This is a genomic window from Mesorhizobium sp. 10J20-29 (genome assembly GCF_054130485.1).
The window spans coordinates 4,739,284-4,754,837 of sequence record NZ_CP199156.1 but is presented as its reverse complement, the minus strand read 5'-3'; the positions used below and the strand labels follow the sequence as shown (position 1 = coordinate 4,754,837).

The 15,554-nt window shown below is 65.4% G+C and carries 17 protein-coding genes; 11 read left to right on the top strand and 6 right to left on the bottom strand.

From position 1 onward, the window contains the following. Nucleotide 1: 1 nt before the first annotated feature. The 4 genes from ACT2BZ_RS22915 to ligA all read left to right on the top strand — a co-directional run bounded on the left by ACT2BZ_RS22915 (nt 2) and on the right by ligA (nt 5,687). Nucleotides 2-832: a metallophosphoesterase gene (locus tag ACT2BZ_RS22915; RefSeq protein WP_457938049.1), complete on the top strand. Its 831-nt coding sequence runs from the start codon at nt 2-4 to the stop codon at nt 830-832. A gap of 82 nt (nt 833-914) precedes the next feature. Next, nucleotides 915-2,270, top strand: coding sequence for a UDP-glucose dehydrogenase family protein (locus ACT2BZ_RS22910; RefSeq protein WP_457938047.1), 1,356 nt, complete (start codon nt 915-917; stop codon nt 2,268-2,270). Nucleotides 2,271-2,403: 133 nt separating this feature from the next. Next, nucleotides 2,404-3,306 carry a UTP--glucose-1-phosphate uridylyltransferase GalU gene (gene galU, locus ACT2BZ_RS22905; protein WP_457938045.1) on the top strand — a complete coding sequence of 301 codons (903 nt, stop codon included), beginning with the start codon at nt 2,404-2,406 and terminating at the stop codon, nt 3,304-3,306. 200 nt (nt 3,307-3,506) lie between these two features. After that, complete coding sequence (gene ligA, locus ACT2BZ_RS22900) at nt 3,507-5,687, top strand: NAD-dependent DNA ligase LigA (protein ID WP_457938043.1); 2,181 nt, start codon at nt 3,507-3,509, stop codon at nt 5,685-5,687. On the opposite strand, the gene ACT2BZ_RS22895 is transcribed toward ligA, so the two are convergent. Beyond that, the gene (locus ACT2BZ_RS22895) at nt 5,684-6,529 is read right to left on the bottom strand and encodes a VOC family protein (RefSeq protein WP_457938041.1); all 846 of its coding nucleotides are present in this window, start codon (nt 6,527-6,529) and stop codon (nt 5,684-5,686) included. The genes ligA and ACT2BZ_RS22895 overlap by 4 nt on opposite strands. Before the next feature lie 206 nt (nt 6,530-6,735). Between ACT2BZ_RS22895 and ACT2BZ_RS22890 the strand changes: the two genes are divergently transcribed. Further along, entirely contained in the window at nt 6,736-7,461 is a 726-nt protein-coding gene (locus tag ACT2BZ_RS22890) for an AzlC family ABC transporter permease (RefSeq protein ID WP_457938039.1), read from the top strand. Then, nucleotides 7,458-7,754 (top strand): AzlD family protein, encoded by a 297-nt coding sequence (locus ACT2BZ_RS22885; RefSeq protein ID WP_457938037.1) that lies wholly within the window; start codon nt 7,458-7,460, stop codon nt 7,752-7,754. Before ACT2BZ_RS22890 ends, ACT2BZ_RS22885 begins: the two co-directional genes overlap by 4 nt. Before the next feature lie 33 nt (nt 7,755-7,787). Here the strand turns inward: ACT2BZ_RS22885 and ACT2BZ_RS22880 are convergent, their stop codons facing one another. After that, entirely contained in the window at nt 7,788-9,632 is a 1,845-nt protein-coding gene (locus ACT2BZ_RS22880; protein WP_457938035.1) for an aminopeptidase P family protein, read from the bottom strand. A 236-nt stretch (nt 9,633-9,868) separates the two neighbouring features. Here ACT2BZ_RS22880 and ACT2BZ_RS22875 point away from each other — a divergent pair, with 236 nt between their 5' ends. Further along, on the top strand, nt 9,869-10,051 hold the full coding sequence (locus tag ACT2BZ_RS22875) for a hypothetical protein (RefSeq protein ID WP_457938033.1): 183 nt from the start codon (nt 9,869-9,871) through the stop codon (nt 10,049-10,051). Between the two features lie 15 nt (nt 10,052-10,066). Here the strand turns inward: ACT2BZ_RS22875 and ACT2BZ_RS22870 are convergent, their stop codons facing one another. The 3 genes from ACT2BZ_RS22870 to ACT2BZ_RS22860 are packed head-to-tail and all read right to left on the bottom strand — an operon-like array spanning nt 10,067 to nt 11,747. Further along, nucleotides 10,067-10,939: a 50S ribosomal protein L11 methyltransferase gene (locus ACT2BZ_RS22870; RefSeq protein WP_457938032.1), complete on the bottom strand. Its 873-nt coding sequence runs from the start codon at nt 10,937-10,939 to the stop codon at nt 10,067-10,069. Between the two features lie 28 nt (nt 10,940-10,967). Next, nucleotides 10,968-11,546 (bottom strand): SCO family protein, encoded by a 579-nt coding sequence (locus ACT2BZ_RS22865; protein ID WP_457938030.1) that lies wholly within the window; start codon nt 11,544-11,546, stop codon nt 10,968-10,970. Between the two features lie 39 nt (nt 11,547-11,585). After that, nucleotides 11,586-11,747: a hypothetical protein gene (locus ACT2BZ_RS22860; RefSeq protein WP_457938028.1), complete on the bottom strand. Its 162-nt coding sequence runs from the start codon at nt 11,745-11,747 to the stop codon at nt 11,586-11,588. Nucleotides 11,748-11,859: 112 nt separating this feature from the next. Here ACT2BZ_RS22860 and ACT2BZ_RS22855 point away from each other — a divergent pair, with 112 nt between their 5' ends. The 3 genes from ACT2BZ_RS22855 to ACT2BZ_RS22845 all read left to right on the top strand — a co-directional run bounded on the left by ACT2BZ_RS22855 (nt 11,860) and on the right by ACT2BZ_RS22845 (nt 13,665). After that, nucleotides 11,860-12,348 (top strand): CreA family protein, encoded by a 489-nt coding sequence (locus ACT2BZ_RS22855; RefSeq protein ID WP_457938026.1) that lies wholly within the window; start codon nt 11,860-11,862, stop codon nt 12,346-12,348. Between the two features lie 42 nt (nt 12,349-12,390). Then, nucleotides 12,391-13,020 carry a DapH/DapD/GlmU-related protein gene (locus ACT2BZ_RS22850; protein ID WP_457938024.1) on the top strand — a complete coding sequence of 210 codons (630 nt, stop codon included), beginning with the start codon at nt 12,391-12,393 and terminating at the stop codon, nt 13,018-13,020. An 84-nt stretch (nt 13,021-13,104) separates the two neighbouring features. Further along, nucleotides 13,105-13,665, top strand: a complete 561-nt coding sequence (locus ACT2BZ_RS22845; RefSeq protein WP_457938022.1) for a DUF421 domain-containing protein — start codon at nt 13,105-13,107, stop codon at nt 13,663-13,665. A gap of 4 nt (nt 13,666-13,669) precedes the next feature. Here the strand turns inward: ACT2BZ_RS22845 and ACT2BZ_RS22840 are convergent, their stop codons facing one another. Next, the gene (locus tag ACT2BZ_RS22840) at nt 13,670-14,533 is read right to left on the bottom strand and encodes an SDR family NAD(P)-dependent oxidoreductase (protein ID WP_457938020.1); all 864 of its coding nucleotides are present in this window, start codon (nt 14,531-14,533) and stop codon (nt 13,670-13,672) included. 662 nt (nt 14,534-15,195) lie between these two features. Between ACT2BZ_RS22840 and ACT2BZ_RS22835 the strand changes: the two genes are divergently transcribed. Continuing rightward, a complete protein-coding gene (locus tag ACT2BZ_RS22835; RefSeq protein WP_457938019.1) occupies nt 15,196-15,477 on the top strand; it encodes a hypothetical protein in 282 nt (93 codons plus the stop codon). Nucleotides 15,478-15,554 lie beyond the last annotated feature (77 nt).

The following is a 15,554-nucleotide window of genomic DNA, read 5'->3' as shown; positions in this document are numbered from 1 at the left end:
CATGAGTGACACGACTGCAGATTTTCACGGAAGCGGACCGCTACTTCGGGCTGCGAGCCGGCGAAGGTCGCTGCAGGCGCGGGTTCTCGGCTGGCTGAAGCAGCTTGGCCGCCGCAGTGCCGGCCCGGTCGCCTATCCGCCGATCGATGCCGGCACCGTGATCTATGCTGTCGGCGACATCCATGGCCGCTCGGACCTGCTCGACGGCGTGCATGCGATGATCGATGCGGATTTCGGACGCCGCATCGGCAAGCGGCAGGCGGAGATCTACCTCGGCGATTATGTCGACCGCGGGCCGGACAGTGCCGGCGTGCTCGCCCGGCTGCGCCGACGGGCGGAGGCGCGCAAGGTGATCGCGATTTCGGGTAACCACGAGGACACGCTGCTCGGCTTCCTGGAAGGACGTATCGCGGCGCGCGAATGGCTGGAATGGGGAGGGGCTGCGACCGCGCTCTCCTACGGCGTCAACCCGCAGAGCGAGGCCGTTCTGGCTGCCGCGATGGCCCGCGCGGTGCCGCTCGAGGACGTCGCCTTCCTGCGCGGGCTGAGGCTCGCGTTTCACTACGGGCCCTATTTCTTCGCCCATGCCGGCGTGCGGCCCGGCCGGCCGCTCGAAAAGCAGGTGGCCGACGACCTGATGTGGATCCGCAAGCCGTTCCTCAACCATCAGGGCGGCTTCGGCGCGATCGTCGTGCATGGCCACACGCCGCGCCCGGCGCCGGAATTCCGGGGCAACCGCATCAATCTCGACACCGGCGCCTACGCGACCGGGCGACTGGCCTGCCTGCGCATCGACGCGACCGGCGCCGAATTGCTGGAAGGGCCGCGATGAGGCCCGCCGGCTCAAGCGTTTTCAACTGCGGCGGGAACGCTTGCGTGCCGCTCGCATCATCGAACAGGGATTGGATGCCAGGATGCGTTTGACAATGATCGGCAGTGGCTATGTCGGGCTGGTATCCGGCGCGTGCCTGGCGGATTTCGGCCACCAGGTGGTGTGCGTCGATACGGACGAGACCAAAATCGCGGCTCTGAAAGAGGGCAAGATACCGATCTTCGAGCCAGGCCTCGACGAGCTGGTCTCGAGCAATGCGCGGATCGGCAGGCTGTCCTTCTCGACCGACCTGTCGCCGGCCGTCGAGGAGGCCGAGGTGATCTTCATCGCCGTCGGCACGCCGTCGCGGCGCGGGGACGGCCACGCAGACCTCTCCTATGTGCATGAGGCGGCGCGCTCGATCGCACCGCGCCTGAAAGGCTTCACCGTCGTCGTGACGAAATCGACCGTGCCGGTGGGCACCGGCGACGAGATCGAGAAGATCATCCGCAAGGCCAATCCAGCCGCCGACGTTGCCGTCGTATCGAACCCGGAATTCCTGCGCGAGGGCGCGGCGATCGACGACTTCAGGCACCCCGACCGCATCGTCGTCGGCCTCTCGGACGAGCGGGCGAGGGCGGTGATGACCGAGGTCTACCGGCCGCTCTATCTCAACCAGGCGCCGATGGTGTTCACCGACCGGCGCACGTCCGAGCTGATCAAGTATGCCGGCAACGCCTTCCTGGCGATGAAGATCACCTTCATCAACGAGATCGCGGAACTCTGCGAGCGGACCGGCGCCAACGTGCAGGAGGTGGCGCGCGGCATCGGTCTCGACAAGCGGATCGGCCCGAAATTCCTCAATGCGGGACCGGGCTATGGTGGCTCGTGCTTTCCCAAGGACACGGTGGCGCTGATCAAGACGGCGCAGGATTTCGGCAGCCCGATGCGGCTTATCGAGACGACCGAGGCGATCAACACAGCGCGCAAGCGCTCGATCGCGCGCAAGATCATCGCGGCCTGCGGCGGCGACGTCAGTGAGCGACGCATCGCCGTGCTCGGCCTGACCTTCAAGCCCAACACCGACGACATGCGCGAGGCGCCCTCGCTCGCCATCATCCAGGCTCTGCAGGACGCCGGCGCCACGATCGCCGCCTACGATCCGGAGGGCATGGAGAATGCCCGCACGATGCTTCAGGGCGTCGAATTCGGCATTGACGCCTACGACGTGGCGCGCGACGCCGACGCGCTGGTGATCGTTACCGAGTGGAACGCCTTCCGGGCGATGGATTTCAGGCGGCTGAAGCAAGTGATGCGGACGCCGCTTCTGGTCGACCTGCGCAATATCTATCGCAAGGAAGAGGTTCGCGGCGAGGGTTTTGCCTATGTCGGGGTCGGTCGACCCGCCGAAGACTATCTTAGCCCGCTGCATATAGGCCTTAAGACTGCCGGTGCGTGATGAATATTCAATCGGTTGAAGGAAATTATTTGTCCAAAAGGCGTTTTCACCAGACTCTGCTTGACCTATACTGCGCTGCAACATAGCCTGATTTTGGCGGATGGGTGCATGTGATGACGAGGTTGATGCCCGCATGAAAAAAGTCCGCAAAGCAGTTTTCCCGGTTGCCGGTCTCGGCACGCGCTTCCTGCCGGCCACCAAGGCGATCCCCAAGGAGATGCTGACGGTCGTCGACCGGCCGGTCATCCAGTATGTCGTCGACGAGGCGCGCGAGGCGGGCATCGAGCACTTCATCTTCGTGACCGGCCGCAACAAGGGCGTCATCGAGGACCATTTCGACATCCAGTTCGAGCTCAACCATACGCTGGCCGAGCGCGGCAAGGACGACCAGCTGGCGCATCTGCAGCGGCTGCAGCCGATGGCCGGGCAAACCTCGTTCACCCGCCAGCAGGAGCCGCTGGGCCTCGGCCACGCTGTCTGGTGCGCGCGCGAACTGGTCGGCGACGAACCCTTCGCGCTGCTTCTGCCCGACATGATCATGCAGTCGGAAAAGAGCTGCATGCGCGAGATGGTCGAGCTCTACGACGAGACCGGCGGCAATATCGTGGCGGTGCAGGAATGCGACCCGGCCGAGACGCACAAATACGGCATCGTCGGCAAGGGCCGCAGCGTGCATACCGGCTTCGAGATCACCGGCATGGTGGAAAAGCCCAAGCAGGGCACGGCGCCGTCCAACCTCTACATCAACGGTCGCTACATATTGCAGCCGGAAATCTTCAAGGTGCTGGAGAACCAGGAACGCGGCGCCGGCAACGAGATCCAGCTGACCGATGCCATGCTGAAGCTCGAGAAGGAGCAGAAATTCCACGGCTACCACTACCGTGGGCGCACCTTCGACTGCGGCTCGCCGGAAGGCTTCGTCGAGGCCAATGTCGCCTTCGCCCTGTGGCGGCCGGACATGTCGGGCAATATGTCGAGCGTGATCGACGGGCTGCTCGAGGAAATGCATCCGGCCCTGCGCCGACGCGCCGGTTAGTCGATGCGGGTCGGCCCCGGCTCCTGACATGACGCGGCGGTCCATTTCGATGGACCGGCCGCCGTTCACACCGGATCGGGCGGTGAGGGCAGAGCCCGTGTCAAAGGCGGGCACATTGGCAAGAGGCTTTCGCGCAGGCACTTGAACCGGCGGCCCGGCTCCAGCAATAGTCCGCGGCTGAACAGCACCGGATTCCTGCCATGGCCACGCCGCTAAAACCCGTCGAGACGCTGACCCAGGAAGAGGCGGCAGCCGAACTGGCGCGGCTTGCCGAGGAGATCGCCGGCCACGACCGGCGCTACCATGCCGAGGACGCGCCGACGATCTCGGATGCCGAATACGACGAACTGCGGCTGCGCAATGCGGCGATAGAGCTTCGCTTTCCCGAACTGGTGCGGGCGGATTCGCCGTCGCGCCGGGTCGGTGCGGCGCCTTCGGGAGCGTTCGGGCAGGTCGTGCACTCGGTCCCGATGCTGTCGCTCGACAACGTGTTTTCCGACGAAGACGTCGCCGACTTCGTGGCAAGCGTCCGGCGCTTTCTCAGCCTGTCGCCGGACGACGAGCTGGTGTTCACCGCCGAGCCGAAGATCGACGGCTTGTCGATGTCGCTGCGCTACGAGAACCGGAAACTGGTGACGGCGGCAACGCGTGGCGACGGCACGACCGGCGAGAACGTGACCGCCAATATCCGCACCATAGATGAGATCCCGCAGACCCTGCCCAAGGACGCACCCGACATCGTCGACATACGCGGCGAGGTCTATATGCGGCGCGACGATTTCTTTGCGCTGCAGAAGCGGATGGCCGAGAGCGGCCAGACCTTCGCCAACCCGCGCAATTCGGCTGCCGGCAGCCTGCGCCAGAAGAACCCCGAGGTGACGAAATCGCGGCCGCTGAAATTCTTCGCCTATGCCTGGGGCGAGACCAGCGAGCCGATGGGCAAGACGCAGTACGACGTTGTGCGACGCTTTGCCGACTGGGGTTTTCAGGTCAACGACAGAATGGAGCGCTTCGACACGACCGAGGCGATCCTGGCGCATTATCACGCCATCGAGGCGGAGCGCGCCGAACTGCCTTATGACATCGACGGCGTCGTCTACAAGGTCGACCGGCTCGACCTGCAGGAGCGGCTCGGCTTCCGCTCGCGCAGCCCGCGCTGGGCGACGGCGCACAAGTTCGCCGCCGAGAAGGCGATGACGGTGGTCAACGACATCGACATCCAGGTCGGCCGCACCGGCGCGCTGACGCCGGTGGCACGGCTGGAGCCGGTGACGGTCGGCGGCGTGGTGGTGACCAATGCCACGCTGCACAACGAGGACTACATAAAGGGCAACGGCACTAAGGGCGAGCCGATCCGCGAGGAGGGGCACGACATCCGCATCGGCGACACGGTGATCATCCAGCGCGCCGGCGACGTCATCCCGCAGGTGCTCGACATCGTGCCGGAAAAGCGGCCGGCCGATGCGAAACCCTATGTCTTCCCCGACCGCTGCCCGTTCTGCGACAGCCATGCCGTGCGCGAGGAGGGCGAGGCGGTGAGACGCTGCACCGGCGGGCTGATCTGCCCGGCGCAGGCGACCGAGCGCATCCGCCACATCGTGTCGCGCAATGCGCTCGACATCGAGGGGCTCGGCGAAAAGCAGATCGAGTTCTTTTTCAATGCCGAGCAGGAAGCGCTGCGCATCCGCAACCCGGCCGATATCTTTACGCTCAAGAAGCGGCAGGAGGCTTTGCCTGCGACGCTCGAGGGCTCGATGCAGCGTCTCGACAAGGTCGAGGGCTTTGGCGAGATTTCAGTCAAGAAGCTGTTTGCAGCGATCGACGACCGGCGGCAGGTAGCGTTCTCGCGCTTCCTGTTCGGGCTCGGCATTCGCCATATCGGCGAAACCAACGCCAAGCGGCTGGCCCGCCACTTCACCAGCTTCGAGGCGATGCGCGCGGCGGCGGAGGCGGCCAGGATGCCGGAGGGCAAGGGCGACGCCGGCAATGCCGAGTGGCAGGAAATCGTCGGCATCAACGGCATCGGTTCGATTGTCGCCGAAGCGCTGGTCGACTTCTTCGCCGAGGAGCACAACCGCCAGGCGGTGGACGACCTGCTGGCCGAGGTGACGCCGCTCGACGAAGAGCCGGTCGGCACGGTGTCCTCGCCGGTCGCCGGCAAGACGGTGGTGTTCACCGGGTCGCTCGAAAAGATGTCGCGCGACGAGGCCAAGGCGATGGCCGAGAAGCTCGGCGCCAAGGTGGCCGGTTCGGTGTCGAAGAAGACCGACCTGGTGGTGGCAGGCCCGGGCGCCGGCTCGAAGCTGAAACTTGCCAGCGAGCTCGGCATCGAGGTGATCGACGAGGACCAGTGGTTCCAGCGGATCGGCCGCACGGACTAGGCTTCGACGAAACCGACCGCAGTGCCAAAGGCCCTTTGGGGCGGCAGCACGAGGCGATCGCCGACGCGATCAAGGCCCATGCCTGCGAATGACGCGAGGCTGTCGCAGGCAATCGTCAGCCCGGCGAGGTGAGGGCCGTCCTGCATGTGCGGCGGCGCCATGCCGAAGTTCTGCTCGAAGATCACGGGCGTTGCCAGCACGACGGTGCCGCGCGGCGTGCGAAAGACGATGCGGCCCGCTTCCTCCGCGACGCCTGTCGTGCCGATGACGATGGCGAGATGACCGGCAAGGTCGAGCGCACCGTCACCGGAGATCCAGACGTCGGCGATCCTCTTCGCCGTGTTGGCGTGGCGAAGGTATTGCGGCTGCTCGAAATAGGCGGGCGCAAGGTGCTGGCAGGCGAAATGGCCGAGCCACGGCGCGGCGGGGCTGGTGACGAAGGCAAGCGAAAAGCCGACGCGCAGTTCCTCGCCGGTGGGCAGCTTCGCCATGCGGGAGAAATCGAAAGGCGCGTAGGTCTCGAGACCCGCTGCCCGCCATGCCTCTATGTCGGCGGTGGCGTCGGCCGTGTCGAGGACCAGCATGGAAAAGCCCTCGTGGCGGGCGAGGTAGTCTCGGTTGAAGGCCGGGAAGGAGAAGATGCCGGGCTGGTGTTCCACCACGTCTGCCGGGCGGGTGACGGCAAGCAGTTCAAGATAGCCGCCATGCAACTGGATGACGCGGTTGCCGGTACCGAAGGGGTGCTGGGCCTGTGGGGTCAACGTGAAGCCGAGTGCGGCCCAGGTGGCGCCCAGCGCATCGAGGTCGTGGCCGGCGAGGACGAGGTGGTTGATGCCTTTCATGGGTGCTCCGGGTGAAGGGTCGATCGGCGGCTGCGGGTCGGGAGGCTACAGGCGGGCCGCGGGATTGGCCATTGCTGGGAAAGGCAGCATCCGACCGCAATGCATGGCTGGCAATGTGCATCACTTCCGCTGACCGCTGGGTCAATCGAATTCACCTGACTTCCTTGAGCTCCCTGCCTATATGTCGCAGCGAATTTGGAGCCGGCATGTCTGCAGAAACACTATCAGAACAGGATTGGACGGGCGATTTCTGGCGCGGCGTTAAGGTTGGCCTGCCAGTGGTCGTTGCCTCCGCGCCGTTCGGACTGCTGTTCGGGGCGCTCGCGGTCGACAACGGATTTTCGGTTACCGAGGCGGTTCTGATGAGCGCCAGCATCTATGGCGGCGCCAGCCAGATGGTCGGACTCGACCTCTTCGGGGCCAGGATCGCACCGTGGCTGATCGTGCTGTCGATCTTCGCGGTCAATTTTCGCCACGTGCTCTATTCGGGCGCCGTTGGACGGCGCATCCGGCATTGGCCGCCGCTGCAACGGGCGGTCGGCTTCTTCTTCCTCGTCGATCCGCAATATGCCGAATCCGAAATCAAGGGCGGGCGGGGCGAGGAGATCACCTTCGCCTGGTACATAGGCATGGCACTGCCGATCTATGTCTGCTGGGTCATAGAGGCCGGGATCGGCGGCACCTTCGGCAACCTCATCCCGAACCCGCGGGCGCTCGGGCTCGACTTCCTGCTGCCGATCTATTTTCTGGGGCTGGTGATGGACTTCCGCCGCCGGCCCTTCTGGCTGCCGGTGGTGGTGAGCAGCGCCATCGCCTCGGTGATCGCCTACAAGACCGTGGGTTCGCCCTGGCACGTCACCATCGGTGCGGCAGCGGGCATCATCTTGGCCGCATCGATGCCGCTCGACAAGGACGGGAGCAACCCGTCGTGAGCACGATCGGCTGGATCATCCTGTGGGGCGCGGTGATGACCTACGCGGCGCGGGTCGGCGGCCACCTGGTGCTGTCGCGCTTCGTGCATGTCCATCCGCGCGTCGAGGCCGGGCTGAACGCCGTTCCCGCAGCCGTGCTGACGACGCTGGTGGCGCCGGCTGCGATCTCGGCCGGCCCCGCCGAGATGATCGCGCTGGTGGTGGCCGGGCTCGCCTCGCTGCGTGTCAGCCTGATGACCATGTTTCTTATCGGCGCCGCCGTGCTGATCGGACTGAGGCAGTTCATCGCCTGACGGCGCGGTCGCGACTGCTTCCTGCCGCGTGGATCAGCGCTTGTCGTCGTGCGGCAGCGGCGCGGTGGCCTCGGTCAGCCAGGCGAGCGTTTCGCCGCCGACCATCGGGCCGATCTCGGCCAGCACCCTGGCGTGATAGGCGTCCAGCCACTGCAGTTCCTCGCGGTTGAGCAGTTCGGTGTCGAGCATGCGGCGGTCGAAGGGGACGAGCGTCAGCGTCTCGAAACCGTGCATGGCGATGTCGCCGCCGGGAATTTCGGCCGGCGGCGTGACGAGGACGAGGTTTTCCAGCCGGATGCCGTATCCGCCCGGCTTGTAGTAACCGGGCTCGTTGGACAGCATCATGCCTTCGAGCAGCTTCTGCGTGCCGGTGCGGGCGATGCGCTGAGGACCCTCATGGACGGCGAGATAGGAGCCGACGCCGTGGCCGGTGCCATGCGCGAAGTCGAGCCCCGCCTTCCAAAGCGCCAGACGCGCCACCGCGTCGATGTCGGCGCCGCGGGTTCCGGCAGGAAAGCGCAAGAGCGAGATGCCGATCATGCCCTTCAGCACCAGCGTGTAGCGCTCGCGCATCTCGTCGGTCGGTCGACCGACGGGCACGGTCCGGGTGACGTCAGTGGTGCCGTCCTGATACTGGGCGCCCGAGTCGAGCAGGAAAAGCTCGCCGTCGCGCAATGACCGGTTTGTATCGCGTGACACGCGGTAGTGCATGATCGCGCCGTTGGGGCCGGCACCGGCGATCGTCGAGAAGGAGACGTCGCGCAGCGGCATCTCGGTTTCCTCGCCGATCAGCCGGCGCGCTTCCTCGAGCCGGGTGACGACGGTGATCTCGTCGAGCGTGTCGGGCTTCTGGCCGTCCAGCCAGCAAAGCAGATGGGCAAGGGCGGCGCCGTCGCGGCGGTGGGCGGCGCGGCTGCCCTCGATCTCGGCGCGGTTCTTGGTGGCGCGCGGGATGCGGGCCGGGTCGGCGGCGGGAACGACGCTGCCGCCATTGCCGATCACCAGCGTCTTCAGCCGCTCGGCGGCGAGCGCGGGGTCGAGGGCGATCTTCGCACCTGTCTTCGCGAGGGCGGCGATCTCGTCATCAAGCGTGGAGGGCGCGCGCAGGTCGGCGAGCTGCGTCAGGTAGGCTTCGGCAACCATCGGCAGCTTGCGTTTGTCCATGAACAGCAGGTGCGGCCCCTCGGCGGCGAGCACGGCGAAGCCGAGCGCCAGCGGCGTGTGCGGCACGTCGCCGCCGCGAATGTTGAAGGCCCAGGCGATGGAGGAGGGATCGGTCAGCACCGTGTGGGTGGCACCCTCGGCAGCGATGGCGGCCGCCAGCCGCGCCAGCTTGTCCTTGGCCAGTTCGCCGGCATAGGAGATGGGATGGATCTCGACGGGTGCCAGCGGCGGCGCCGGCCGGTCGGCCCAGATGCGGTCGATCGGGTTGGCATCGAGGGGCACCAGCGTGACACCGGCCTTGCTGGCGGCATCCGACAGCGTCTTGACGTCGCCGACGGTGTGTAGCCAGGGGTCAAAGGCAAGCCGAAAACCCTTGCGGAGATTGCTGCCGATCCATTCGGAAGGGGGATTGTCGATGAGGCTGTCGGGGGTGAACACGTCGAGGTCGACCTGGTCGCGCACCTGAAGCGTGTAGCGGCCGTCGACGAAGATGACGGCGCGGTCGGCGAGAACGATGGCCACGCCGGCCGATCCGGAAAAGCCGGTCAGCCATTTCAGCCGCTCGGAGCAGGGAGGCACGTATTCGCCCTGGTGCTCGTCGGCACGAGGCACGATGAAGCCGTCGACGTCGTTGTCTGCCATCCATGCGCGGAGCTGCGCAACACGGCTCTTGCCCTGGGTGCGGTCGCCTTCGGTGTCAAAGGTCTGGAACATTCACATCTTGCCTTTCACATCTCGAAAGCGGGCCGAACCTAGCCGGACGCCCTCGCGCTTGCAACGCGCAGGCCTTGGTCCAACCCCTCCCGGCAAAGCTCAAAAATCCGGCAGCCAGTGACCTGTGCATAATCCGATGGCAGGCATGCGCAATCGTCACTTTTAGAAAAGGTCAGTCACGCTTACCTTCCTCGTCGTGGAGGAGTTACGACATCGTCTCGAAAAGGAGAACGACCGTGGCTACCAAGAGAACCGGATTTTTCCGCAACGCCTATAATGCCGTGATCGCGGCACGTGCCCGCCAGGCCAACAGCTACGTCAACGGCGCATTGCTGATGCTCGACGACGAGACGCTGAGGGCGCATGGCTACGACCGCGCCGAACTGCGCAAGCAGCCGCATATCAGCTCCTACATCTAGGCGTCCGAGGACGGCTCAGCGCTTCAGGTGAAGCGTTACCCAGCCGTCGCGCCAGAGCGTCTGGACATGCCGGAACTTCTGGCCGCCATAGGCGGCCAGAACGGCATTGCGCTGGCGCTCCAGAATGCCCGACAGGATGACCGAGCCGCCCGGCGTGACGAAGCGTGCCATCTCGGGCGCCAGGCTCATCAGCGGCCGCGCGAGAATGTTGGCGACGATCAGGTCGAAGGGTGCGCGGGCGCGGAAGATGGCGTCGTGAAAACCCGGCGCCGTGCGCGTCTCGACCCATGACGCCACCTCATTCAGCCTCGCATTGACGCCTGCCACCCTGGTTGCGACCGGGTCGATGTCGGTCGCCAGAACCGGGATGTGCAGCATCTTGGCCAGCGCGATGGCGAGCACGGCGCTGCCGGTGCCGAGATCCAGCGCATTGCGCGGCCTCTCCCGGCGCCCGACGATCTCAATCATCTCCAGACAGCCCGACGTGGTGCCGTGATGGCCGGTGCCGAAAGCCAGCCCGGCCTCGATCTCGATGGCGAGATCGCCGATGCGGCGGCGGTCGCGGTCGTGCGAGCCGTGCACGAGGAAGCGGCCCGCGCGGACCGGCTGCAGGCCTTCGAGCGACAACGCCACCCAATCGATGTCGGGCAGCAGCTCGGCGCCGATGTCGGCCTCGATCGCCAGTTCCCCAAGCAGCGCCTCGATGCGCTGCCGGATGCTTGCGGGCTCGTCGTCGGTGTAGAGCGAGACCTCGCGAATACCCTTGACCTCGTCGGTGTCGAAGGCCGCGAGCGGATAGCCCTCTTCCTCGAAGGCGACTTCGAGCGCGGAAAACAGGCGCTCTGCGCTGGCGCGATCCGACGTTACGTGGAAGCGGGTCTGGGTCATCGGTATCCGGTTCGCTGGAGCGGCGAGATCAGCCTTCGGCCGCCAGGCGGCGCAGCTTTGTATAGGCGGCTTCGGGATTTTCGCCATAGGCAATCGTGCCGGCGAAGGCGCCCGCGCTGTCGAGCAGGATGACCGAGGCAGTGTGATCCATGGTGTAGTCGCCGTCGCCGGTATCGACCTTGCGCGAATAGATGCCGAAGGCCTTGGCCATGGCGGCGACCTTTTCCGGGTCGCCGGTGATGCCGGTGATACGGTCCGACACGTTGCCGACATAGGCGTCCATCACCCCAGGCGTGTCGCGCTCGGGGTCGACCGAGACGAAATAGGCCTTAACGTCCTTGCCCTCGTCGCCCAGCTTCTTCAGCCAGCCATCCATTTCGAACAGCGTGGTCGGGCAGACTTCGGGGCAGTGGGTGAAGCCGAAAAACACCGCACTCGGATGGCCGCGAAAGGCGGCTTCGGTGATGGGCTGGCCCTTCTGGTCGGTGAGCGTGAACGCCGCGCCGTAGGGTTCGGCCGAATTCTGCTGCCTGTACCACTCGAAGGTCATGAAGCCGACGCCGGCAGCCATCAGGACGAGAATGCCGATAAGGATCGAGCGCATCATGGTGGGCAACTTCCGTTCAATTTGCAGCAGAGGTCGGGGCTAGAAGCACCAGGCGAGACCGCTTTCGATCATCGCCATGAAGATGCCGGCGCCCTTGTCCATCCAGGCCGCAAAGGCGAGCCCGGTGACGCCGGCAAAAAGCGCGACGCCCAAGGAAATCCTTGCAAGTGTGGAGACCGGCATCGACGCGATCTGTTTCATGCATCCTTATAGCGCGACGGCCGTTTGGCTCAAAGGGCCATGATGCCGCGCTTGCATCGGCCAGCACGGGGACCCATTTTCGGGTCGAGTTGAATCTTCGGGAGAATTTCTGATGCGGCACGTTGTACCGGGCGCCATTGCGGGCGCCGTCCTCTTCGCGGCACTGCCGGCGATCGCCCAGCAGGTCGGCGAGGTCGGCGTCGACTGGCTCGGCAACGACATCATCATCGAGGCGGTGAAAGACCCCGAAGTCGAGGGCGTTACCTGCCACGTCTCCTATTTCGACCGCGGCGTCGTCGACCGGCTGCAGAAGGGCAACTGGTTCGAGAACCCGTCGGACTCCTCGATCTCGTGCAGGCAGACAGGGCCGATCAGGATCGGCGACATCGACATGAGCGAGGATGGCGAGGAGATCTTCAACCAGGGCATCAGCCTGATCTGGAAGCAGCAGGTGGTGAACCGCATCTACGACAAGGCCAACAACACGCTGATGTACCTCGCGCATTCGCGGCAGGTGCAGGACGGTTCGGCCAAGATGTCGCTGACGACAGTGCCGCTCTACGGGCAGGACGTGGTGTGGACGAATGGCAAGCCCGAATAGGCCGGCTTGCGAGGCGGCACCGGGCGGCGTAAATCCGCCGGCATGGACCCATCGCTCCGCTTCAAGGATTCCGAACCACGCATTCATCCGACGGCGGAGTTGAAGGCCTGCCGGCTCGGCCGCTATGCCGCGATCGGCGAGCGCGTCGTGCTGCGCGAGGTCGTGGTCGGAGACTTTTCCTATTTCGAGCGGCATGCCGAGGCGATCTATACCGAGATCGGGAAGTTCTGCTCGATTGCCGCCAACAGCCGCATCAACGCGCTGGAACACCCGATCGAACGGATCACGCAGCACAAGGTGAGCTACCGGCCGAACGAGTATTTTCGCTGGCTGGGAGTCGACGCCGGCTTCAAGGCGCGACGTCAGGCGAAGACGGTACGGATCGGCCACGATGTCTGGATTGGTCACGGCGCGGTGGTGCTGCCGGGGGTGTCGATCGGCAACGGCGCAGTTATCGGCGCCAATGCGGTGGTGACGCGAGACGTGGCGCCATATTCGATCGTCGCCGGCGTGCCGGGCAAGGTGTTGCGGCCGCGCTTCAGCGCCGGGATCGCCGCACGCATCGAGGCGCTTGCCTGGTGGGACTGGCCGGTCGAGCGGCTGGCCGACGCCGTGCCCGACATGCAGGCGCTGGCGATCGAGGAATTTCTCGATCGCTGGGAGCGCCGCTGACGCTCTCCGACCTTTCGTCAGACCGGCTGCAGGGAACTCGATTGGTGACGGTGCGTTTTCAGCGCGCCAAGGCCGAGGGGTTTCATGGAATATCAGTTCGAACTGTCCCGAATTCTCATCGGTGAAGCCGAGACGGCTCATTGGGCTTTCTATCTCGAGGTCGTGCTGCGCACGCTGGTGATGTATCTCTACACGATCTTCCTGGCGCGGATGGTCGGGCAGGGCGCCATCGGGCAGATCGGGCCGTTCGAGTTCGTTCTCGTCGTGGCCATCGGCTCGGCAGCCGGCGATCCGATGTTCTATCCCGAAGTGGGCCTGCTGCAAGGCATTCTCGTCATTACCGTGGTGATCGTGCTGCACCGGGCGACCGGTTTCGTGCTGCAGCGGAACAAGGCGCTCGAAACCAGGATCGAGGGTGGGCCGCTCTGCGTCATCGAGCAGGGCGCCGTGCTGGAGCACAAGCTCGGCTCCGGCTCGCTGACGGAGCGGGAGCTCTTCACGCTGCTGCGCCAGGAGGGCGTGCGCGATATCGGTGAGGTCGAGGTCGCCTTCTTCGAGACCAACGGGCGGCTCAGCATCTTCCGCCGCCCGGCTGCCAAGCGCCGCAAGGTGCGCACGACCATGCCGGGCTCGGAAGAGGAGTGAACCCCTAGCTGCCGACGTACTTCGCAAAGGCATCGGCATAGTCGGGATGCCAGCGCGACAAGGCGGGGCGGTTCTCGATGATATCGCCGATCGACCAGGCCATGCGGCGCTCGTCGGTTGCGCGCGGCGTGTCGTTGTCGGGGCACAATATGTAGAAGTCGCCACGCACAAGGCTTTCCAGCATGAAATCGGCGACCTGTTCTCCGGTCCAGGCGCCGGCGGGCTTGGAGGTCGCGCCCTCGGTGATGCCGGTGTAGGTGAAGCCCGGAATGAGCAGATGGGCGCTGACCTTTGCGCCGGGTTCATTGCGCAGCGCATGCGAGAGTCCCTCGGTGTAGGTCTTGAGCGCCGATTTCGAGACGTTGTAGGCGAGGTTGCCGGGGGGCGTGGTGATGCCCTGCTTGGAACCCGTATTGACGATCATCGCCGGCGTGTCCTGTGCCAGCATCCTGGCGCCGAATGCCTGGACTCCGTGCACGACACCCCAGAAATTGATGTCGACGAGCGCCTTCCAGGCGTCGAGATTCTCCCAGGGCTTTCCGGGGTTGTTGCCGACGCCGGCATTGTTCATCAGGAAGGAAACGCCGCCGAAACGCGCATAGGCGGCGTCCGCGAGGCTGGCGAGATCATCGGGCTTAGCGACATCGCAGGCGACGGCCAGAACCTTGCCGGCGTCGCCAGCGGTGCCTGCGACTTCGGCCGCGGCGGCACCGAGGGCCGCGCCAGCACGGTCAGCGAGAACGATTTTCATGCCGAGTCCGGCAAGGCGATGCGCGGTTGCCAGCCCGATGCCGCTGGCACCGCCGGTGATGACGGCGACGCGGCCGGCGGCCAGGGCGGGAAGGGCGGTCTGGATGTCAGTGGTCATGAAAGTCTCCGTCTGTCTGGGCGGCCTGGGGTTGCCAGAATTTGGCATGGCGCTTGAGCCCGAAAATGGGGAGGGATGGCCTGCCGGTCCAGCACTGAATATCAAATCCGGCATCGGGACGCACTTCTTCGTTGCCACGCCCGGCAAACGCCGTCTGGCCATTGCATGCAGTCGGGAAGCGGGGCGCAGGGCCGAGCCTCTCAGATATTAGTACGTGGCGCAGCTTCTGCGCCCCGCCGACGTTCTTGCCCTGCCGCAGGGAGCAACGAGTTTCACGCACATGCCTCGGCCAGGGCCCGGGTGTGAGGATGACAATGTCCAACCGCGCCACCGTTTCGCGCAGCCACCCGGCGCCGTCTCCTGCCACGCTCGCCCGGTTCGCGACCCCGCGTTCCCGTACAGGAGATGACGCCATTATGCGTGCAGCCGCGAAAGCGTGGACAAGCGGGGCCGCGATTATTCGAAAAACATATCGATATCAATCGCTTGGCCCGCATGGGCTGATGTCTTGATTCACGCTCGGGTTTGCGGGTTGGCGCGGAGCGCGTTTCCGCTGCGGCAAAGATTCTTTGCCGACAGCACATCCGGACGGCTACAGTCGCGCTCCAACGCGTGCAGCCCTCGGGGAGCGCGGGCATAGTTGAAACGCGGAGAGACTGCTTGTGGCAGATTGGCTGAAAATACTCGACGACGAAATCAAGGCCGGCGACAAGATGCGCAAGCAGGTGCCGAAGATGCTGTCGGATCCCGAGATCACGATCGACCAGGTAAAGGCGCTGTTTGCCGCGCTGGAGCAGCAGGCGCAGTTCGTCGAAAAGCTGAAGGCGGCGCTGGAATCGATGGGCCATGATTTCCCCGTCGTGGACAAGGCGCGTGCGCTGGAGTCGCGCTACGCGGATCTCGCGGCGACGGCGGCCGAGAAGGTCAAGGAAATGCGGGGCTAGGGGAGGCCCGGACCAGCCTGCCGGTGGATGCCCGGACCGGCATGCCGGGCGCGTGATTTGCACGCGATGCCTGCATC